At 60.2% G+C, this 18675-nt stretch carries 21 protein-coding genes; 18 read left to right on the top strand and 3 right to left on the bottom strand.

Annotated elements, in window-relative coordinates; all coding sequences use genetic code 11:
• Window positions 1-176: 176 nt before the first annotated feature.
• From ACIY1O_RS06950 to ACIY1O_RS06935, 4 genes are read left to right on the top strand one after another with little or no spacing between them, the layout of a single operon-like run.
• Complete coding sequence (locus ACIY1O_RS06950) at window positions 177-1124, top strand: RluA family pseudouridine synthase (protein ID WP_397474362.1); 948 nt, start codon at window positions 177-179, stop codon at window positions 1122-1124.
• The gene (locus ACIY1O_RS06945; RefSeq protein ID WP_397474361.1) at window positions 1121-1786 is read left to right on the top strand and encodes an HAD-IA family hydrolase; all 666 of its coding nucleotides are present in this window, start codon (window positions 1121-1123) and stop codon (window positions 1784-1786) included. The genes ACIY1O_RS06950 and ACIY1O_RS06945 overlap by 4 nt, the downstream gene beginning before the upstream one ends.
• Window positions 1787-1825: 39 nt before the next feature.
• Window positions 1826-2809, top strand: coding sequence for a protein-methionine-sulfoxide reductase catalytic subunit MsrP (gene msrP / locus ACIY1O_RS06940; RefSeq protein WP_397474360.1), 984 nt, complete (start codon window positions 1826-1828; stop codon window positions 2807-2809).
• A gap of 54 nt (window positions 2810-2863) precedes the next feature.
• Window positions 2864-3556 carry a protein-methionine-sulfoxide reductase heme-binding subunit MsrQ gene (locus ACIY1O_RS06935; RefSeq protein WP_397474359.1) on the top strand — a complete coding sequence of 231 codons (693 nt, stop codon included), beginning with the start codon at window positions 2864-2866 and terminating at the stop codon, window positions 3554-3556.
• Window positions 3557-3573: 17 nt separating this feature from the next.
• Here the strand turns inward: ACIY1O_RS06935 and ACIY1O_RS06930 are convergent, their stop codons facing one another.
• From ACIY1O_RS06930 to ACIY1O_RS06920, 3 genes are read right to left on the bottom strand one after another with little or no spacing between them, the layout of a single operon-like run.
• Window positions 3574-4416, bottom strand: coding sequence for an N-acetylmuramoyl-L-alanine amidase (locus ACIY1O_RS06930; protein WP_397474358.1), 843 nt, complete (start codon window positions 4414-4416; stop codon window positions 3574-3576).
• Between the two features lie 19 nt (window positions 4417-4435).
• The gene (locus ACIY1O_RS06925) at window positions 4436-5152 is read right to left on the bottom strand and encodes an SAM-dependent methyltransferase (RefSeq protein WP_397474357.1); all 717 of its coding nucleotides are present in this window, start codon (window positions 5150-5152) and stop codon (window positions 4436-4438) included.
• A complete protein-coding gene (locus ACIY1O_RS06920) occupies window positions 5149-5730 on the bottom strand; it encodes a Maf-like protein (protein WP_397474356.1) in 582 nt (193 codons plus the stop codon). Before ACIY1O_RS06920 ends, ACIY1O_RS06925 begins: the two co-directional genes overlap by 4 nt.
• Window positions 5731-6099: 369 nt before the next feature.
• On the opposite strand from ACIY1O_RS06920, the gene ACIY1O_RS06915 reads away from it, so the two are divergent.
• The 14 genes from ACIY1O_RS06915 (at window position 6100) to lepA (ending at window position 18658) form a co-directional block, all read left to right on the top strand.
• Entirely contained in the window at window positions 6100-6633 is a 534-nt protein-coding gene (locus tag ACIY1O_RS06915; protein WP_397474355.1) for a YceD family protein, read from the top strand.
• Window positions 6634-6692: 59 nt separating this feature from the next.
• Window positions 6693-6875 (top strand): 50S ribosomal protein L32, encoded by a 183-nt coding sequence (gene rpmF, locus ACIY1O_RS06910; protein WP_118994579.1) that lies wholly within the window; start codon window positions 6693-6695, stop codon window positions 6873-6875.
• Between the two features lie 41 nt (window positions 6876-6916).
• On the top strand, window positions 6917-8008 hold the full coding sequence (gene plsX / locus ACIY1O_RS06905; protein ID WP_397474354.1) for a phosphate acyltransferase PlsX: 1092 nt from the start codon (window positions 6917-6919) through the stop codon (window positions 8006-8008).
• Window positions 8008-8994 (top strand): beta-ketoacyl-ACP synthase III, encoded by a 987-nt coding sequence (locus ACIY1O_RS06900; protein WP_397474353.1) that lies wholly within the window; start codon window positions 8008-8010, stop codon window positions 8992-8994. The genes plsX and ACIY1O_RS06900 overlap by 1 nt, the downstream gene beginning before the upstream one ends.
• A gap of 21 nt (window positions 8995-9015) precedes the next feature.
• Complete coding sequence (gene fabD / locus ACIY1O_RS06895; RefSeq protein ID WP_397474352.1) at window positions 9016-9948, top strand: ACP S-malonyltransferase; 933 nt, start codon at window positions 9016-9018, stop codon at window positions 9946-9948.
• 4 nt (window positions 9949-9952) lie between these two features.
• Window positions 9953-10690, top strand: a complete 738-nt coding sequence (gene fabG, locus ACIY1O_RS06890; RefSeq protein ID WP_397474351.1) for a 3-oxoacyl-ACP reductase FabG — start codon at window positions 9953-9955, stop codon at window positions 10688-10690.
• A gap of 171 nt (window positions 10691-10861) precedes the next feature.
• Window positions 10862-11101 (top strand): acyl carrier protein, encoded by a 240-nt coding sequence (gene acpP / locus ACIY1O_RS06885; RefSeq protein WP_017524526.1) that lies wholly within the window; start codon window positions 10862-10864, stop codon window positions 11099-11101.
• Between the two features lie 143 nt (window positions 11102-11244).
• Entirely contained in the window at window positions 11245-12474 is a 1230-nt protein-coding gene (gene fabF, locus ACIY1O_RS06880) for a beta-ketoacyl-ACP synthase II (RefSeq protein ID WP_397474350.1), read from the top strand.
• 56 nt (window positions 12475-12530) lie between these two features.
• Window positions 12531-12917, top strand: coding sequence for a hypothetical protein (locus tag ACIY1O_RS06875; RefSeq protein WP_397474349.1), 387 nt, complete (start codon window positions 12531-12533; stop codon window positions 12915-12917).
• The gene (gene rpoE, locus ACIY1O_RS06870) at window positions 12914-13513 is read left to right on the top strand and encodes an RNA polymerase sigma factor RpoE (protein WP_397474348.1); all 600 of its coding nucleotides are present in this window, start codon (window positions 12914-12916) and stop codon (window positions 13511-13513) included. Before ACIY1O_RS06875 ends, rpoE begins: the two co-directional genes overlap by 4 nt.
• 11 nt (window positions 13514-13524) lie before the next feature.
• On the top strand, window positions 13525-14004 hold the full coding sequence (locus tag ACIY1O_RS06865) for a sigma-E factor negative regulatory protein (protein WP_397474347.1): 480 nt from the start codon (window positions 13525-13527) through the stop codon (window positions 14002-14004).
• Window positions 14004-15053, top strand: a complete 1050-nt coding sequence (locus ACIY1O_RS06860; protein ID WP_397474346.1) for a MucB/RseB C-terminal domain-containing protein — start codon at window positions 14004-14006, stop codon at window positions 15051-15053. The genes ACIY1O_RS06865 and ACIY1O_RS06860 overlap by 1 nt, the downstream gene beginning before the upstream one ends.
• A gap of 32 nt (window positions 15054-15085) precedes the next feature.
• Window positions 15086-16564, top strand: a complete 1479-nt coding sequence (locus tag ACIY1O_RS06855) for a DegQ family serine endoprotease (protein WP_397474345.1) — start codon at window positions 15086-15088, stop codon at window positions 16562-16564.
• A 300-nt stretch (window positions 16565-16864) separates the two neighbouring features.
• Window positions 16865-18658: a translation elongation factor 4 gene (gene lepA / locus ACIY1O_RS06850; RefSeq protein WP_397474344.1), complete on the top strand. Its 1794-nt coding sequence runs from the start codon at window positions 16865-16867 to the stop codon at window positions 18656-18658.
• Window positions 18659-18675: the final 17 nt, after the last annotated feature.

Below are 18675 nucleotides of genomic sequence, written 5' to 3'. Positions count from 1 at the left end.
CTTGCCCCGCCATTGTTGCAACAGGCATCGCCCCGGCGACCTTATGGCCCAGAGGTTGAAAACACAGGCAGTACAATGGGTTCTTGCAACCGACGGAGACGCATCCATTGCATCTCTACGTCAGGGGTGGTTTCAGCCTCTATAGGCTGCCCTGATTATATGCCGCTTTTCCATATATGCGCAAAACTGAATCCAGTACCCCTCCGGCGCCCAGCGTGCGGATGTTTGAAATCGATATAGACCAGGCAGGCCAGCGCCTGGACAACTTTTTGATACGCGTTTGCAAGGGCGTGCCAAAAAGCCATTTATACAAAGCAATACGCAGTGGGCAGGTGCGGATCAATAAAGGCCGCGTCACAGCCGACTATCGCTTGCAGCAGGGCGACATGCTGCGGGTGCCGCCTTTACGATTACCCGCGCCGGGCGAGGCGCGCCCGGTTCCCCCGGCGGCGTTCCCTGTGGTCTACGAAGACGACGCCATGCTTGTTGTGAATAAGCCGGCCGGTGTGGCGGTGCATGGCGGCAGCGGGGTGTCGTTCGGCGTCATCGAGCAGTTGCGGGCCGCGCGGCCCAATACCATGCTCGAGCTGGCCCATCGTCTCGACCGCGAAACCTCCGGCCTTTTGATGGTCGCCAAGAAAAGGTCATCCCTGATTGCATTGCATCAGATGTTGCGTGAGGGCGCAGGGCGCAAGCATTATCTTGCGCTGGTCAGGGGCGATTGGGTAAACGACCGGCAGCACCTTCGTGCTCCGCTGCTGAAATGGCTTACCGCTTCGGGCGAACGGCGGGTGAAGGTGGACCCTGCCGGCAAACCGGCGCACACTATCATCACTTTGCAAAAGCGGTTCGGCCAGTATTCCTTGCTGGACGCCGAGTTGCGCACCGGACGGACGCATCAGATACGGGTGCATTTGGCCGCCGCGGGGTATCCCATCATTGGAGACGACAAATACGGGCCGGACGAAGTGCGCGCTCACTTCGCCCGCATGGGATTGAATCGCATGTTCCTGCATGCCCATCACCTGGAAATCCCTCACCCTCTTACCGGCGGCACGCTCAGGCTGCACGCCGATCTGCCCGACGCGTGTCGGGGCATTCTTGCCTGTCTGGAGCAAACATGAAGAGTTATCGCGCCGTGGTCTTTGATTGGGATGGAACGGTCATGGATTCGACCCGTGCGATCGTGGCGTCGATACAAGGGGCGTGCGTCGACCTGAACTTGCCCGTACCCGATGATCGACAGGCTAGCTGGGTGATCGGCCTGTCACTTGAAAGCGCCTTGTATCACGTGGTGCCTACTCTCACCGCCGATAAGCTCGAAGATTTCCAGAACTGCTATCGCAACCATTACTTTAGTCAGGACGGCGATTTACCCTTGTTCGACGGCATGGCCGAGATGCTGGAATCCCTGCGTGTCCAGGGGGCCTTGCTGGGCGTTGCCACGGGCAAGAGCCGGGCGGGCCTTGACCGTGTCCTGACCCAAAGCGGCATGCACGGACACTTCGACATTACTCGTTGCGCCGACGAGACATTCGGCAAGCCCCATCCGGGCATGTTGCTGGAAATCCTCGACGAGTTGTACTTGGCGCCGCACGAGGTGCTGATGGTCGGCGATACCTGCCACGACATGCAGATGGCTCGAAACGCCGGCATTGACGGGCTTGCGGTTACCTACGGCGCTCAAGATGCCGAGGCGCTGAGCGCGGGCCAGCCGCTGGCCATGGTCGACAGCGTCGAGCAGATGCGCGCCTGGCTTAACGACCGTGTCGTGCCTTCCAGTTAGCGACACGCCCGGCCGATTCACCTTTATCAGGAGATCACCATGGCCAAAATACGTATTCCGCCGATTCCCTCTTCGCAGATCACGCCCGAAGATGTCTGGCGCGAACGACGGCAATGGTTATTGCGGGCGGGTGTGGCCACCGCCGGGTTGGGCCTGGCGGGGCTTGCGCCGGGCGGTAGCGCTGCCACCAGCATGCAGGCTGCAGATTCCGATAACGCCGATCTTTGGAAAGCAGCGCGCAATCCCGCCTACGATCTGGATGATCCGCTGACCCCGGAGCGCGACGTCTCCACCTACAACAATTATTACGAATTCGGCACGGGCAAAAGCGACCCGTCCCGCCATGGGGGCAACTTCAAGTCCCGACCCTGGACTGTGTCCGTCGAGGGCGAAGTGGCCAGGCCCCGCGAATTCGATCTGGACGACCTCCTGCGTTTGGCGCCCATGCAAGAGCGCGTCTATCGACTGCGTTGCGTGGAGGCCTGGTCGATGGTCATTCCTTGGCTGGGTTACCCGCTGGCAAGCCTGATCAAGGCGGTCGAGCCGACCTCCAACGCCAAATTCGTGGAATTCACCACGGCGATGCAGCCCGAAGCCATGCCGGGCCTGCGCAGCCGCATACTCGACTGGCCGTACAGGGAGGCTTTGCGGCTGGATGAGGCCGTGCACCCCTTGACCCTTCTGGTGTTCGGCGTTTATGGCAAGCCCTTGCCCACTGCCAATGGTGCGCCCCTACGGGTCGCCATCCCCTGGAAGTACGGATTCAAGTCAGGCAAGTCCATTGTCCGCATCCGTTTCACCCGCGAACAGCCTGTGACGAGCTGGGTCAGGGTGGCTCCGCAGGAATATGGCTTCTATGCCAATGTCAACCCGGACGTACCGCATCCTCGCTGGAGCCAGGCGACCGAAAGGCGTATTGGCGCGGGAGTTTTCGCTTCGCGCGACAAGACGCTGTTGTTCAATGGCTACGCCGAGCAGGTTGCTTCCCTATATCAGGGCATGGATCTGCGACACAGCTATTGAAACCGGTCAGGCAACTGTGGCGGAGGCTTTAATGAGCGACTGGGCAGGCAGGCTATGAAGCGCGACGAACCGGTGGACAAGACGGCAGGCCGACGCAGGGGCGCCGGCAAAAACGCCGGCTCAGAGCCGCATGGCGGCATTGCCACGCGCTGGACCGCGCGCCAGGTGGGGCGGTTCAAGCCTTTGCTGTTCTTGGCCGGGCTGTTTCCCATGATTCGCTGGATATGGCTGGGCCTGAACGATGGGCTAAGCGCCAATCCGCCCGAATTTCTGATTCGTTCCTCGGGAGTCTGGGCCCTTGTGGCCCTTTGCCTTACTTTGGCGGTCAGCCCCTTGCGACACTACCTGGGCCAGCCAGCGCTGCTTCGGTGCCGTCGCATGCTTGGCCTGTTCGCTTTTTTCTATACCGTCTTGCACGTGCTGGCATGGGCATGGTGGGAAATGGGGTGGTCGGCGCCGGCCATGTGGGACGACTTCATGCAGCGCCCCTTTATTGCAATAGGGGTGGTGGCGGTGGCGCCCATGGCGGCCTTGGCATGGACGTCGACACGGGGGTGGATGAGCCGTCTTGGCGCCAACTGGCATGCGCTGCACAGAACCATCTACGCTATTGCCATATTGTCGGTCTGGCATTTCTGGCTGGTGCGTGCAGGCAAGAACGACTTTGGCGAAGTTTATGTATACGCGGCTGTGGTGGCGGTATTGCTGCTGCTGCGGTTAATGCCGCGCGTCAGTCGGGCGCCTTAGGGCGCATGGCCTGTTGTTTAAGGAAGGCTTCGGAGTATGCCCAATGTTTCAGCGTCCGGGTTGCCGTCGTAAAGCCGGGGCCGATAACGCATCTGGAACGCCCTGATCACGTTTCGGGTCGCTTTATCCAGCTTGCCATGGCGGGGAGCCTCGTAGCCCACACGATCAAGCTCTCTTTGTATCCAGGCCGTATCCGGCAGGCCCTTGCGTTCGAATTCGCGGCGATACCCGGCGGCTTTGTCTTCATCGTACCAGCGAGCCAGACCGGCGGCGGCCAGGCGTTTCCATGGGAAAAGCGGGCCCGGATCGACCTTGCGCTGTGGCGCGATGTCGCTGTGTCCGACGATGTTATGAGCCTTGATCTGATGGCGCTGCACGATGCCTGTCATCAGCAGGATCAAAGTCTCGATCTGCGCTTCTGGATACGGCGCCCATTCTGTGCCCGCTCCGCCCGGATTCACGATCTCTATGCCGATCGAAGCGGCGTTTATTCCGGCGCTGCCGTACCACTGGCTGACGCCCGCGTGCCAGGCCCGCCGGGATTCGTCCACAAGCTGGTAGACATGGGGCTCCGGCTCGTCGGTAATGAGGTAGTGGCTGCTGACATTGCGGCGAGACAGAAGCTCTAGCGAGCGCTCGTTCGATGCCGACGTGTAGTGCAGCACGATAAGTTCGACCCGGCTGTTCTGGCTTTGGGCCTGAACGCTGCGGTCTATTTTAAGCGCCGGTGGTTCGTGGGGAGCTCCGGCGCAGGCTGCCAGCAGGGCCGGCAGGAAAAAGCCGCAAAGCCGCCTGGCGGTGCGCAGGGGGCGTCCGGCAAGCAAGTAGCGGGTGAAATGACCAAGCGTGAAGCTTTCCATTGTGCTTGCGGCCGGCGGGTCAACCGGCCAGAAACAGAAATATGGCCGGCTTTTTGTTCAGCTCCGGCGCCGGCAGGGTTTTCCAGTGTTCGATCGTGTGGGTACGTATCCATTCCTCGCTGGTTGTGAGCGAGCGAGCCACACAAAGCCGGGTCCGACCACTAAGCGACTGAAGCAGGGCCTTGAACATCGCATCGTTGCGGTAGGGCGTTTCGATGAGTAATTGGCTCTGGCTGTGCTTGCGCGACTCGGCTTCCCACTGTTTTAGCGTCTTGCTGCGCGCGGCGGCGTCGACTGGCGCGTAGCCGTGAAAAGTAAACCGCTGGCCATCCAGGCCGCTGGCCATCAGCGCCAGCAAAATCGACGAGGGGCCGACCCAAGGCGCAACTTGTATACCCATTTCATGGGCCAGGGCCACGACCTTGGCGCCAGGGTCGGCCACAGCGGGGCAGCCGGCTTCGGAGACCAGGCCGATCTCTGCGCCGCGGGCGACATCGGCCAGCCATGTACGGATTTCCTGTGCGTCGGTCTTGGGCCCGAGGGTATGGATGGTAATTTCCTGTAGCGGCGCGACGGCACCAATCAGCTTCAAGAAAGCCCGGGCCGTCTTGGCGTTTTCAGCGATGTAGGTCGTGAGCCGGCCGGCAAGCTCCTGCACGGCGGGTGGCAGCCAGGCGGCAACGGGCGCATCGCCCAGGCCCACGGGAATGAGATGCAATGTTCCGTTGGTTTTCATGTGCCGTGTGTAATGGGATCAATACCAAAAGAGCGTAACATGCGGCTAAGGGCAATAAGAGGCAGCCCTATGATGGCGGTGGGGTCGTCGCTGTGTACGGCACGCATCAGTGCTATGCCCAGGCCCTCGGCCTTGGCGCTGCCGGCGGTGTCGAAGGGTTTTTCGCGGTGCAGATACACATCGATCTGCGCATCCGATAAGACAAGAAACTCGCAGCGCGTGATGATGTCTTCAACTTCATGGCGGTTTCCGTCGTGCACGCACAAGGCGCTGTGAAACTCCACGGTGCGCCCGCTAAGCATCCGCAACTGCTCGCGGGCCCGCTCGAGGCTGCCTGGCTTGCCGATGGGTTCGCCGTCAAAGGTGGCCACTTGATCCGAGCCGATTACCACGGCGCCGGGGTGCTGCGCGCAAACCGCCTCTGCCTTGGCGCGCGAAAGCCGCATGGACAGTTCAGCGGGCGTCTCGCCGGATAGTGGCGTTTCGTCCACGTCGGGCGAGACGGTTTCAAATGAGATGTTCAGCCGCGAAAGCATTTCGTGGCGGTAACGTGAGCTGGATGCGAGAATGAGGCGCATGGTGTCGTGATTTGACGGCAATTGGTTTGACTGGAAGAGCTGGAAAGCGTTATTATCTAATGTTTTCTTAGCGTTGGTTTTTTAGCCCACTTACTTTCTTGGTGTGTTTTTTAGTGCGATTTTTTGCCCGGCGCGCTCTTTTACTCTATATAGCGAAGCTTGCGGGAAACGGAGTAGCGATCGCAGAAAAACGCAGTAGAAAAGCAAGTGCAGGGCAAAGCTATGCGCTTGAATTGAAAGAGTAACAGGAACGGACGTGTATCCAGAAAAATCGGCGAACCGTAAAATCGGGAAGCCGAAATTGCGGGAAACCGACAAAACTGGAAACCGAGAACGTGGGTAACAGGAACAAAAGGTAAAGAGGCAATCATGAGCCGCGAAGTTGTCGACCTTTTTGCGCTTGCCGCCCCTGAAGGTTCAGGCCGCAACCCGACGCAGCCCAGGCAGGTGTCGGGCCGGCGTGCTCTTTCCGGGTTTTCGCGCCTGATCGAGGGTTTGCCGCCGCAAGCGGATTCCCAAGTGCAGTGGTCCTTGCAGGGCGAGGGCACAACTGCCGGAAGGCGGTTCATCGAAGTACGTGCGCACGCCGAGGTTACGCTGGAGTGCCAGCGCTGTTTGCAGCCCTTTGTGTTGCCATTGCGGGTCGAGAACCGTCTCGAGGTCGTGCGGAGCCCCACCGAGCTCGAAGACGACGACGAGACCGAGCGTATTGTCGGCTCGCCTAAGTTTGACGTGCTGGAACTCATCGAAGACGAGCTTATCCTGAGCCTGCCTTCGGTGCCCAAGCACGATGTTTGTACTTCTTTGCCTGGCGGGCCGGAGCCTGCCGATCAGCCGGACGAAGAAGCAGCGCGCCCATCGCCGTTCGCGGCGCTGGAAAAGCTCAAGAAAGACCAGAATTGATTTAATTTTATTTTTTGCGGGAAACACGCCAGTAGTGGCGCCCCGTCTTAGGAGTCACCATGGCTGTTCAGCAAAACAAGAAAAGTCCGTCCAAGCGCGGCATGCATCGTTCGCACGATTCCCTGGGCACGCCTCCCACGGCGATCGAGCCCACCACGGGTGAGCTCCACCTGCGCCACCATATCAGCCCCAACGGCTTCTATCGTGGCCGCAAAGTGCTGAAAACCAAAAACGACGAATAATCCACGCAGTTCGTGCGATCTTTCGCTAGCTTGCGCGCTTAATGTCGACAGCTCCGATACGTATCGCCATCGATTGCATGGGGGGAGACGTCGGTTTGCCGGTAACGGTAGCCGCCGCGTACCAGGTGGCCCAACGCCATCCGGATACCCGATTCCTGCTTACAGGCGATACGGCGGCCATTCAGTCTCAGCTCTCAGGGCTGGGCTGTACGCGTAACGATTGGTTCGAACTGCTGCCCGCGTCCGAGGTCGTCACCATGGACGACACGGTCGAGGTGGCGCTGCGTCGTAAAAAAGATTCGTCCATGCGGGTGGCCGTGCAGTCCGTCAAGGAAGGCAGGGCGGATGCCTGCGTTTCGGCCGGCAATACGGGCGCCTGGATGGCGATATCGCGCTACGTGCTCAAGACACTGGACGGCATCGATCGTCCGGCCATCGCCACGTCCATCCCTAACCAAAAGGGTGGGGCGACGACCATGCTCGACCTGGGCGCCAATGTCGATTGCACGGCCGAGCATCTGCTGCAATTCGCCATTATGGGCACTGCCCTTGTCACCGCGCTGTATGGCCGCGAGCGGCCCACGGTTGGCCTGCTCAATATCGGTGAAGAAGTCATCAAGGGCAATGAGGTTGTCAAGCAGGCAGCCGAATTGTTGCGCGGCAGCGGGCTTAATTTTTACGGCAACGTCGAGGGCGACGACATATGCAAGGGCACCGTGGATGTTATCGTGTGCGACGGCTTTGTCGGCAATGTCGTGCTCAAGTCCATTGAGGGCCTGGCGCGCATGGTCAGCCAGATGATGCATGCCGAGTTCAAGCGCGACATGTTGTCGATGGCCTCCGGCCTGATCGCCAAGCCGGTTCTTAACCGCTTTCGAGACAAGGTGGACAACCGCCGCTACAATGGCGCCGCCTTGCTGGGCTTGCGTGGTATCGTCATCAAAAGCCATGGGTCGGCCGATGCCTATGCATTCAGCAACGCACTGCTTCGCGCGCGCGAAGCAGTGCACAACGGATTGCTCGCCGGCACCACTGCCACGGTAGATCATCTTCGCCAAAGCTTGCAGGCTGCTGCCGACCAGGCGGCGAAGAACCCCCACGAACTTTCGGGCCCGGGTCAGCCGGGCGCTTGATGGAATCGAATATGGCTTACTCAAGGATCATTGGATCGGGCGCCTGCCTGCCGCCCCGCGCTGTCTCGAACGACGAGCTGGCCGCCGAGCTGGCGCAGCGTAACGTCGAGACCTCGGATCAATGGATCGTCGAGCGCACCGGCATCCGCCAGCGCCACATCGCCGAAGCCGGCACGACTTCCAGCAAGCTCGCCACCGAAGCGGCACGCGCCGCTCTGGAAGACGCCGGTCTGGCGCCGCAAGACGTTGATCTCATCATTGTGGCCACCTCCACTCCGGACTACATCTTTCCCAGTACGGCCTGCTTGGTTCAGGCCAACCTCGATATCAAGGGTTGCCCTGCGTTTGACGTGCAGGCGGTCTGCAGCGGTTTTGTTTACGCCGTTACCACAGCCGACGCCTTCATCCGTTCCGGCCAGGCCCGCAATGCTCTGGTCATCGGCGCCGAAGTGTTCTCGTCGATTCTCGACTGGAATGACCGGCGCACCTGTGTATTGTTCGGCGATGGTGCGGGCGCCGTGGTGCTGCAAAAGTCCGAGCAGCCCGGCATTATCGGCGCCAAGCTGCATGCCGATGGCAGCCATATGGGAATTCTGTCCGCCGCCGGCAATGTGGTGGGCGGACAGGTTGTCGGCGACCCTTTCCTTCGCATGGATGGGCAGGCGGTGTTCAAGCTGGCTGTCAATTCGCTTTACCAGTCGGCGCTGGATGTCTGTGAAAAGGCCGGTGTGTCTCTGGACGATATCGACTGGATGGTGCCTCATCAGGCCAATGTGCGGATACTTAATTTCCTGGGTCGAAAGCTGGGTATCGCACCCGAAAAAGTTATTATTACACTGGATAAACACGCCAACACCTCGGCGGCCAGCGTGCCGCTGGCCCTTGATGTCGCACGTCGCGACGGCCGGATCAAAGAGGGAGATCTGGTCCTGATGCAAGGCGTCGGCGGCGGTTTTACCTGGGGCTCGGTACTGGCCAGAATGTAAACACAGCAGTAGATAAAAACCATGAAGATTGCATTTGTTTTCCCGGGGCAGGGGTCCCAGGCGGTCGGCATGCTCGATGCCTGGGCGCAAGATGCCACCGTATCCGGCACGCTGGAGCAGGCCGGCAAGGCGTTGGGGCAGGATTTGTCGTCCCTTATCAGCGGGGGCCCTGCCGAAGAACTCAACCTCACCACCAATACGCAGCCGGTTATGCTGGCATCGGCTGTGGCCATGTATCGAGCCTGGATAGCCGCCGGTGGCATGACGCCCCATTGGGTCGCGGGCCATAGCCTGGGCGAATACTCCGCCCTGACCGCCGCCGGCTCGCTGGAACTGGCTGATGCCGTCAAGCTGGTTCGCATCCGGGCAGATGCCATGCAACAGGCCGTGCCTGTCGGGCAGGGCGGCATGGCTGCCGTGCTGGGGCTGGATGACGACGCCGTGCGTCAAGTATGCGCCGACGCCGCCCAGGGCGAGATAGTCGAGGCCGTCAACTACAACGCGCCCGCCCAGGTCGTCATCGCGGGCCACAAGGCCGCCGTCGAGCGCGCTTGCGAGCTTGCCAAGCAGGCCGGCGCCAAGCGCGCCCTGGTGCTGCCGGTTTCCGCGCCGTTTCATTCCAGCTTGCTCAAGCCGGCCGCAGACAAACTGGCCGAAGCGTTGGCAGGCATCGAGCTCAATCCGCCTGCCGTGCCCCTGGTCAACAACGTCGATGTGGCCAGCACCAATAATGCCGCATCCATCAAAGACGCATTGGTGCGCCAGGCCTGGAATCCGGTACGCTGGGTCGAAACCATACAATTCATGAAGTCGCAGGGCGTCACGCATGTAGTCGAGTGCGGGCCCGGCAAGGTCTTGAGCGGTCTGCTCAAACGCATCGACCGTGACCTGGTCGGCCTGTCGATCAGCGATCCCGAGTCGCTGCGTTCAACTTTGGAAACTTTGAAGGGGTAGGCTCGTGCAACAAGAACTCAGCGGCAAGACCGCATTGGTCACCGGCGCGACGCGCGGCATTGGCAAGGCGATCGCCCTCGAGCTGGCCGAGCGGGGCGCCCAGGTTATCGGAACCGCCACATCCGCGGCGGGCGCCGAAACCATTTCCGATATGCTGTCTGCATCCGGCGGACGCGGTGTGGTGCTCGACGTAAACGACGCGCCTGCCTGCGAGGCGCTGGTGGCCGAGCTGGCTGCCGATGGCGGTCCGCACATTCTGGTCAACAACGCTGGCATCACGCGCGATACGCTGGCCATGCGCATGAAGGACGACGACTGGACCGCCGTGCTGGACACCAATCTCAGCGCCGTGTTTCGCCTCTCTCGTGCCGTGCTCAAGACCATGATGAAGGCCCGCGCCGGACGCATCATCAACATCACGTCCATCGTCGGGTCCAGCGGCAATCCGGGGCAGGCGAACTATGCCGCCGCGAAGGCGGGCGTCGCCGGCATGACGCGCGCCTTGGCACGCGAGCTGGGCAGCCGCAACATTACGGTCAATTGTGTGTCGCCGGGTTTCATCGAAACCGATATGACACGTGCCCTGAACGAGACCCAGACCGCCGCTTTGCTGACTCAAATACCCTTGGGTCGCCTGGGCGCGGCCGCCGATATCGCCAATGCGGTGGCCTTCCTGGCCAGCCCTCAGGCGGGCTACATCACGGGCACTACCTTGCACGTCAACGGCGGTATGTACATGTAATCAGACGAACAGGGTAAAATCTGTTCATTTCACAGGTGTTTCCGATGCGGCCCGCCCAAGCGGTGCAAGTTACACAAATATTGGAAATGCCATTTTTTTGTCATGGCCGGCGCCCATTAACCGAGACGTTTGGCTATAATTCGCGGGATTTTTTCCCAATTGGAGATCTGCATGGAAAGCATCGAACAGCGCGTCAAGAAGATCGTCGCTGAACAACTTGGCGTCAACGAAGCCGAGATCAAGAACGAATCTTCATTCCTTGACGACCTCGGTGCCGATTCGCTCGACATGGTCGAGCTCGTGATGGCACTCGAAGACGAATTCGAAACCGAAATCCCCGACGAGGAAGCAGAGAAGATCACGACGGTTCAGCAAGCCATGGACTATATCAACTCGCACAGCAAGCAGTAATTCAATCATCAGTTGTGGCCGCGGCGTGTTGCGCCGGGCCAAAGGGCGGTTCCTAGAAAACAGGCCTGTGGCGTCCGGTCTTCCGATCCGGCGTCGTTGCCACGTTTGCCTCGAACCGCTCTTTCAATTTTAGGGAGTCATCCGTGAAACGACGTGTCGTCATTACCGGCCTTGGTATTGTCTCGCCTGTGGGCAACAGTATCGAAAGCGCTTGGGACAATATCGTCAACGGGCGTTCGGGCATTGGGCGCATTACGCGCTTCGATCCCTCGGCTTTCAACGCGCAGATAGCGGGTGAAGTCAAAGATTTCGACGTTACGCATTACATGGCCGCCAAAGAAGCCAAGCAGATGGATACCTTCATCCATTACGGCGTGGCTGCCGGAGCGCAAGCCTGGAAAGATTCCGGCCTCGAAATCACCGAGGAGAACGCTGATCGTATTGGGGTTATTGTGGGTTCGGGCATAGGCGGGCTGCCGCGCATCGAAGAAACCCAAATCGACTACCTCGAACGTGGCCCGCGCCGCATTTCGCCGTTCTTCGTGCCCGCCTCGCTCATCAATCTCGTCTCGGGGCAATTGTCCATCATGCTGGGCCTCAAGGGGCCAAGCTACGCCGTCGTGTCGGCCTGCACGACGGGGCTGCATTCCATCGGCGATGCGGCGCGGCTCATCAAGTACGGTGATGCCGACGTGATGGTGGCCGGAGGCACGGAATCTACTGTGTCCCCCTTGGGCATCGGCGGCTTCGCCGCGATGCGGGCGCTGTCCACACGCAACGACGACCCCACCACCGCCTCGCGTCCCTGGGACGTCGACCGTGACGGCTTCGTGCTGGGCGAGGGCGCCGGCGCGCTGGTCCTCGAAGAATACGAGCACGCACGCAAGCGCGGCGCCAGAATCTATGGCGAGTTCGTAGGCTACGGCATGAGCTCCGATGCTCATCACATTACGTCGCCCGACCGACAGGGCCCCTGCCGCGGCATGATCAACGCGCTGCGCGACGGCCAGATCAACCCCGAAGAGATCAGCTACGTCAATGCCCACGGCACATCCACGCCATTGGGCGACAAAAACGAAACCGAAGCGCTCAAGCTCGCTTTCGGCGATCACGCTCGCAAGCTGGTTGTCAATTCCACCAAGTCCATGACCGGCCACTTGCTGGGCGCGGCCGGTGGTATCGAAGCGGTGTTTACAACCCTGGCCGTGTATCGGCAGGTTTCGCCGCCCACCATCAACATCTTCAATCAGGACCCCGAGTGCGATCTCGACTACTGCGCCAATCAGGCGCGTGATCTCAAGATCGACCTTGCCCTGTCCAACTCGTTCGGATTCGGCGGCACCAACGGGTCCATGATCGTCAAGCGGGTCTAGGTCTGTCCCCCCGGTCGACACATCGATTCGCTTGGCCTGTTCGACAGGCCTTATGGGTGCGCTGGTTCGCCGGCGCCCTGGGCCTGGCGGCGCTGGCTTGCCTGTATGTCGCCGTGTCCTGGTGGGCGGCCCTTGCTGCCTCATTGCTGGCCGGGCTTGTGGCGAAGCGGCGTTTCAAGGCCGGTTCCAAGGGGCTGCTGTACTCCACCGGCTGGGATGGCGGCTGGGGGCTCGAGCGGGACGGGGCGCAGCAAATCCTGGTTCTCGAACACGTATGGCACGGTCCTGTCTGGACCACCTTGAGGTTTTTCGAGGCTGTATCGGGCGAACCCCTGTATTTGACCGTTTGGCGCCGCGAGGTATCATCAAACGATTGGCGGCTCCTGCGTCAGCTCGCATCGCGTGGCGCCAGGCCGCTGAGTCCCAGCACGGAGGCCCAATGAGCGAACGCGATGTCGATGCCGAGTTGGTCGCTCGCGTGCAGCAAGGCGATAAAAGGGCCTTTGACCTGCTGGTGCTTAAATACCAGCGCAAGATCATGCGCTTGCTGTCGCGCATGCTGCGCGACCCCGGCGACGTCGAAGACGTCGCCCAAGAGGCTTTCATCAAGGCATACCGGGCGTTGCCGCAATTTCGAGGCGATAGCGCCTTTTACACCTGGTTGTATCGTATCGCGATCAACACTGCGCGCAATTGGCAGGCGGCCAGCGCAAGGCGGCCCAGCGCTTCAAATGTAATAGAGACCGAAGACGGTGAAACTTTTAGTCAAATCGACAACCTAACCGATATCAGCACGCCGGAGTCGCTGATGGCCAGCAGACAGATCGTCGAAACGGTCAATACTGCCATCGGCGCGTTGCCGGAAGAGCTGCGCACCGCGATTATTCTGCGTGAGATCGAGGGCATGAGCTACGAGGACATCGCTCAAACCATGCAGTGTCCCATAGGCACGGTCCGTTCACGTATCTTTCGCGCCCGGGAAGCCATCGCGGCGCAGTTGCGTCCTGTTTTGGACTCCGACTCAGAAAGTCGGTGGTAAGGAGTATTCAAATGCAAGGTGTCAAACTTGATGCCCAGACTGATTCATGGGACCGCACCGTATCCGAATGGATGGACGGCGACGGCGAAATTCGTTCCGATGATCTCGATTCACCATACGGTCGCCAGGTGTGGGATACCTACCACCTGATCGGTGACGTCTTGCGCAGCGAAGATCTCGCCATCAAGCCTTCCGATCTGTTCTATGCTCGAGTGTCAAAGGCCATCGACGCCGAGCCCGCCATTGTTGCGCCGCAACGTAGAGGCTACTCCGCAGCCCGTCTTGGGCTCTCCGGAGTGGCCGTGGCCGCGGCGGTTGCGTCGGTGATCTGGGTCGCGTTGCCTTATTTTTCTAGTCAAGCCCCCGAAAGCACACCCGTGCTGGCCGCAGCCGACGAGGGTCAGGTCAACGATTACATCCAGGCGCATCGCCAGTTCGCCGGAGCCAACCCCATCCGGCAGGTGTCGTTCGACAGCGGAGCCTCCCGTTGATGGCCTGCAGGGTACCGCTGCTGTCTCGAGGTGGCAGGCATGTCGCGCGCGATCGAGCACTGATCGGCCTGGGCCTGGCATTCCTATGGCTGGCGAGTGTCGCATCGGCCCCCGCACGGGGCGCCGAGCCGCTCGCCGACCAGGTTACGTTATTTCTTCAGCAAACCCAGCAGGCCGCCCGCAATTCAGATTACTCCGGCGTGTTCACTTACCAGCAGGGCGCCAGCATGCAGTCGTCGCGCATCGTGCATGTGGTCGACGGCACAGGCGAGCGCGAGCGTCTGGTCATTCTTGACGGCGAACCGCGGGAATTCATCCGGCACAACGATACGGTGCAATGCCTGGTGCCGGCCAAACAGCTCGTTCTGGTCGAGAAGCACCGCATGGACCGCTTCCCAGGCGTGCTGCTCGGAGAAGGTCATGACCTGGACTCTCACTATGTTCTGCGGCTGGGCGAAACCCGCGAGCGAGTCGCCGGTTACGAGTGCATGCCGGCCGAGATTCAACCGCGCGACGGCCTGCGCTACGGCTATCGCTTCTGCGTCGAACCTGAAAGCAAGCTGTTGATCCAGGCCCAGACCATCGACAGTCAGGGTGAAGTCGTAAACCAGATCGCCTTCACGTCGTTGCAGCAGGGCGCTGCGGTGCAGGCCAACGAACTCGAAACCTCGTGGGATCTTCGCAACTGGCGCAAGATCGAATTCTCCACCAAGGCCATTGACGTTGCCGAACTGGGTTGGCGGGTCGTGTTGCCGCCTGGTTTTGAACACACCACACAAATCTCGCGCCCCATGAAATCCGGCAAGCCTGTCATCCAGATGGTGCTTTCCGACGGGCTCGCAGCCATATCGGTGTTTATTGAACAGTTTCAGCCGTCCATGGATTCGCGGCTGTTGCCTAAAGGCCCGGCGCGTAATGGCGCCATGAATATCTATGGTGCGCGCATCGGCGACCATTGGTTGACGGCGATCGGCGAAGTTCCCGTCGGCACCTTGCATCAGCTGATCGAGCACATCGAATACGTGCCGCCCGCCGGTGTCCAGCCATAGATTCAGATTTTAAGTACGAGGAGTCAAACAAGATGCGTACAGCATGCATTTCCATGTATCAAGCCAGGCGTTTCCTGCACTTGGCGGCCATCGCTGTCCTGATGGCCTGTGCCTCCATGGTCTCGAACGCCCAGACCCAGGTTCCGGTTCTGTCCGTGCCTGATTTCACCGAAATCGTCGCCAAGTCTGAAGGTTCTGTGGTCAATATACGCACCACCGAAGCCGTCCCGGTGCGCCGTTCACCTCTCGGACCAGGAGGCAACGATCCCTATGAAATGTTCCGCTGGTTCTTCGGCCCCGACTTCATGCCCCCTGGCATGCAGCCGTCGCCCCGGCGCAATACGCCTCCCACAGACCAGGAAGAGCGCATTGTGCCGCGCGGGGTAGGGTCGGGTTTCATCATTTCGGCCGATGGCTACATTCTTACGAACAACCACGTGGTCGAAGGCGCCAATGGAATCTTCGTCACCATGACCGACGGCAAAGAGCATACCGCCGAGATCATCGGCACCGATCCGCGCACCGACATCGCCCTTATCAAGATCGACGTCAAGGGATTGCAGCCGCTGCCCATCGGCGACTCCAAGGCGCTGAAAAAGGGTCAATGGGTGCTTGCCATCGGTTCGCCCTTCGGGCTGGATTCGACGGTAACCTCCGGAATCATCAGCGCCATCAATCGCGATACCGGCGACTACCTGCCCTTCATCCAGACTGATGTTGCTGTCAATCCGGGCAACTCGGGCGGACCGCTTATCAACCTGGCGGGTGAAGTGGTCGGCATCAACTCGCAAATCATCTCTCAAAGCGGGGGCTTCATGGGTATATCTCTGGCCATTCCCATTGACGAAGTGATGCGGGTGGTAGAGCAGCTCAAGGAGCATGGCAAGGTTACGCGCGGCCGCATCGGCGTGCAGATCGGCCAGGTTTCGCCAGACGTGGCCAAGGCGATCGGCCTGGGCGACGCGCGCGGCGCCATGGTCAGCAATGTCGACCCGGACGGTCCGGCGGCCGACGCCGGTGTGCGATCGGGCGATGTCATCACCAAGTTCGATGGCAAGGATATCAAGCACTGGACCGATCTGCCCCGCATCGTCGGCGAAACCAAACCCGACACCCGAACCAACCTCGAGGTCTGGCGCAAAGGCAAGTCGCAGACCCTGAAGGTCAAGGTGGGCGAAATGCCCTCGGCCACTGAAACCGCGAGCACTCCATCCCCCAGTGCGCCTGAAGCCACGGCCGATGCCCTTGGCCTGATCGTGGCCGAGGTTCCCGAAGCCCTTCGCAACAGGGCCGACATAAAAGGCGGGGTGCAGGTGTCACAAGTGCAAGGCCCGGGCGCAGCGGCAGGCATTGTGCCCGGCGATATCATTCTTACCGTCAACAACGAGGACATCTCCAGCGTTTCGCAGTTTGCCAAGGTTGTCAAAGGCCTGGACAAGGACAAGGCTGCCGCTGTTCTCGTGTGGCGCGACGGACAGACCCAATGGGTGCCCGTCACGCCCGCAAAATAAAAAGGGCGCACAGGCAACGCGGGCTGACGCTCGCTTGCCGCCTCCCGGGGGCGTATTTTCCCCTCGGGAGGGCCCGGCGGAAAGAACAGCCCCCACGCAACGTGAGCAAACGCCCGCTTGCTGCCTCCTGTGGGCGGATATTTTTCCGTTGGGAAGGTCCGGCGGGAAAAAGCGTGCCTAAAACGGCTAAAATGCAGGAATAGCAAGAGGGGCGCCCGATGCGCTCCTCTTTTTTACGTATCGCCGCGTTGGCGCTTCCTTTTCACAATCGCTCCGTTCCGGAGTTGCTTTCGCAGGTTTATGGATCACATCCGCAATTTTTCCATCATTGCCCATATAGATCACGGCAAGTCGACGTTAGCCGACAGGCTGATCCATCGCTGTGGAGGCCTCGCCGACCGAGAAATGTCGATGCAGGTGCTTGATTCCATGGATATCGAGCGCGAAAGGGGGATCACCATCAAGGCCCAGACCGCCTCGCTCAACTACAAGGCGCGCGACGGAAAGGTATACGCCCTGAACCTCATCGATACGCCCGGCCACGTCGACTTTTCGTACGAAGTCAGCCGCTCTTTGTCGGCTTGCGAGGGCGCCCTGCTGGTCGTGGATGCTTCCCAGGGGGTCGAGGCTCAGACTGTCGCCAATTGCTATACCGCCATCGAGCTTGGCGTCGAAGTACTGCCGGTGCTCAACAAGATGGACCTGGCTTCCGCCGACCCCGACGCCGCAAGCCAAGAGATTGAAGACGTTATCGGCATCGATGCCTCTGAGGCGATTCCCGCCAGTGCCAAAACCGGCATGGGCGTGGATGACATCCTCGAGGCCATCGTGGCCAAGGTGCCGGCCCCTGTGGGCGATCCCGGTAAACCCTTGCAGGCGCTTATCATTGATTCTTGGTTCGACAACTACGTCGGCGTCATCATGCTGGTGCGCATCGTCAACGGTGTGCTCAATGTCAAGGATAAAGTGCTGCTCATGGCCAGCGGGGCCACGCATCCCTGCGACCAGCTTGGCGTGTTCACGCCCAAGTCCGAACCCCGAAAAAAGCTTTCCGCGGGCGAGGTGGGCTTCGTTATTACGGGCATCAAGGAACTGGAGCACGCCAAGGTCGGTGACACCCTCACCTTGGCGGGCAAGCCGGCTGATAAGGCGCTGCCCGGCTTCAAAGAGGTCAAGCCGCAGGTGTTCGCCGGGGTCTATCCCGTCGAAAGCAGCGAATATGATCAATTGCGCGATTCGCTCGAAAAACTCAAGCTCAACGATTCGTCCCTGATGTTCGAGCCCGAAGTTTCGCAGGCCTTGGGTTTCGGCTTCCGTTGCGGTTTCCTGGGGCTGCTGCACATGGAAATCGTGCAGGAACGCCTCGAGCGTGAATTCGACATGGACATCATCACCACTGCGCCGTCGGTGGTCTACGAGGTCGAACTGCGCGATGGTTCCGTGGTCATGATAGAAAGCCCCTCGCGCATGCCCGAAATTGGCCAGATCGAAGAGATTCGCGAGCCCATGGTCACACTTACCTTGTTCATGCCGCAAGAATACGTCGGCCCGGTAATGACGCTGACCCTGGCCAAGCGTGGCGTGCAAAAGAACATGAGCTATCACGGCAGGCAGGTTCACCTGGTCTACGAGATACCCCTGGCCGAAATCGTGCTCGATTTCTTCGACCGGCTCAAATCCGTGTCGCGCGGCTACGCATCCATGGATTACGAGTTCAAGCAGTACGAGCCTTCCGATGTAGTCAAGGTAGACGTCCTCATCAACGGCGACCGGGTCGATGCGCTATCCATGATGGTCCATCGCAGCAATGCTCGATATCGTGGCCGCGAGGTGGTCAGCAAGATGCGCAGCCTGATTCCTCGCCAGATGTTCGACATTGCCATCCAGGCCGCAATCGGCGCCGACATCATCGCCCGCGAGAGTATCAAGGCGCTGCGCAAAAACGTCTTGGCCAAATGCTATGGCGGGGATATTTCCCGCAAGAAGAAGCTGCTCGAGAAACAGAAAGCGGGCAAGAAGCGTATGAAGCAGGTTGGCAACGTCGAGATACCGCAAGAGGCTTTCCTGGCCATTTTGCAGGTCGAAGACAAATAAAAGAAATAATAGGATTA

Source organism: Pusillimonas sp. (genome assembly GCF_044464525.1).
Lineage (GTDB): Bacteria > Pseudomonadota > Gammaproteobacteria > Burkholderiales > Burkholderiaceae_B > Pusillimonas.
Note: the sequence above shows the minus strand (reverse complement) of the source record. Positions and strands in the feature narration are given on the sequence as shown.

What these genes read in the sequence shown, in the direction of transcription:
- plsX (WP_397474354.1), top strand. Translation starts at nt 6,917, where the DNA reads ATGTCGACAGCTCCGATACGTATCGCCATCGATTGCATGGGGGGAGAC.
- ACIY1O_RS06945 (WP_397474361.1), top strand. Translation starts at nt 1,121, where the DNA reads ATGAAGAGTTATCGCGCCGTGGTCTTTGATTGGGATGGAACGGTCATG.
- fabD (WP_397474352.1), top strand. Translation starts at nt 9,016, where the DNA reads ATGAAGATTGCATTTGTTTTCCCGGGGCAGGGGTCCCAGGCGGTCGGC.
- lepA (WP_397474344.1), top strand. Translation starts at nt 16,865, where the DNA reads ATGGATCACATCCGCAATTTTTCCATCATTGCCCATATAGATCACGGC.
- msrP (WP_397474360.1), top strand. Translation starts at nt 1,826, where the DNA reads ATGGCCAAAATACGTATTCCGCCGATTCCCTCTTCGCAGATCACGCCC.
- ACIY1O_RS06915 (WP_397474355.1), top strand. Translation starts at nt 6,100, where the DNA reads ATGAGCCGCGAAGTTGTCGACCTTTTTGCGCTTGCCGCCCCTGAAGGT.
- rpoE (WP_397474348.1), top strand. Translation starts at nt 12,914, where the DNA reads ATGAGCGAACGCGATGTCGATGCCGAGTTGGTCGCTCGCGTGCAGCAA.
- acpP (WP_017524526.1), top strand. Translation starts at nt 10,862, where the DNA reads ATGGAAAGCATCGAACAGCGCGTCAAGAAGATCGTCGCTGAACAACTT.
- ACIY1O_RS06935 (WP_397474359.1), top strand. Translation starts at nt 2,864, where the DNA reads ATGAAGCGCGACGAACCGGTGGACAAGACGGCAGGCCGACGCAGGGGC.
- ACIY1O_RS06855 (WP_397474345.1), top strand. Translation starts at nt 15,086, where the DNA reads ATGCGTACAGCATGCATTTCCATGTATCAAGCCAGGCGTTTCCTGCAC.
- ACIY1O_RS06920 (WP_397474356.1), bottom strand. Translation starts at nt 5,730, where the DNA reads ATGCGCCTCATTCTCGCATCCAGCTCACGTTACCGCCACGAAATGCTT.
- rpmF (WP_118994579.1), top strand. Translation starts at nt 6,693, where the DNA reads ATGGCTGTTCAGCAAAACAAGAAAAGTCCGTCCAAGCGCGGCATGCAT.
- ACIY1O_RS06860 (WP_397474346.1), top strand. Translation starts at nt 14,004, where the DNA reads ATGGCCTGCAGGGTACCGCTGCTGTCTCGAGGTGGCAGGCATGTCGCG.
- ACIY1O_RS06925 (WP_397474357.1), bottom strand. Translation starts at nt 5,152, where the DNA reads ATGAAAACCAACGGAACATTGCATCTCATTCCCGTGGGCCTGGGCGAT.
- ACIY1O_RS06865 (WP_397474347.1), top strand. Translation starts at nt 13,525, where the DNA reads ATGCAAGGTGTCAAACTTGATGCCCAGACTGATTCATGGGACCGCACC.
- ACIY1O_RS06900 (WP_397474353.1), top strand. Translation starts at nt 8,008, where the DNA reads ATGGAATCGAATATGGCTTACTCAAGGATCATTGGATCGGGCGCCTGC.
- ACIY1O_RS06950 (WP_397474362.1), top strand. Translation starts at nt 177, where the DNA reads ATGCGCAAAACTGAATCCAGTACCCCTCCGGCGCCCAGCGTGCGGATG.
- ACIY1O_RS06930 (WP_397474358.1), bottom strand. Translation starts at nt 4,416, where the DNA reads ATGGAAAGCTTCACGCTTGGTCATTTCACCCGCTACTTGCTTGCCGGA.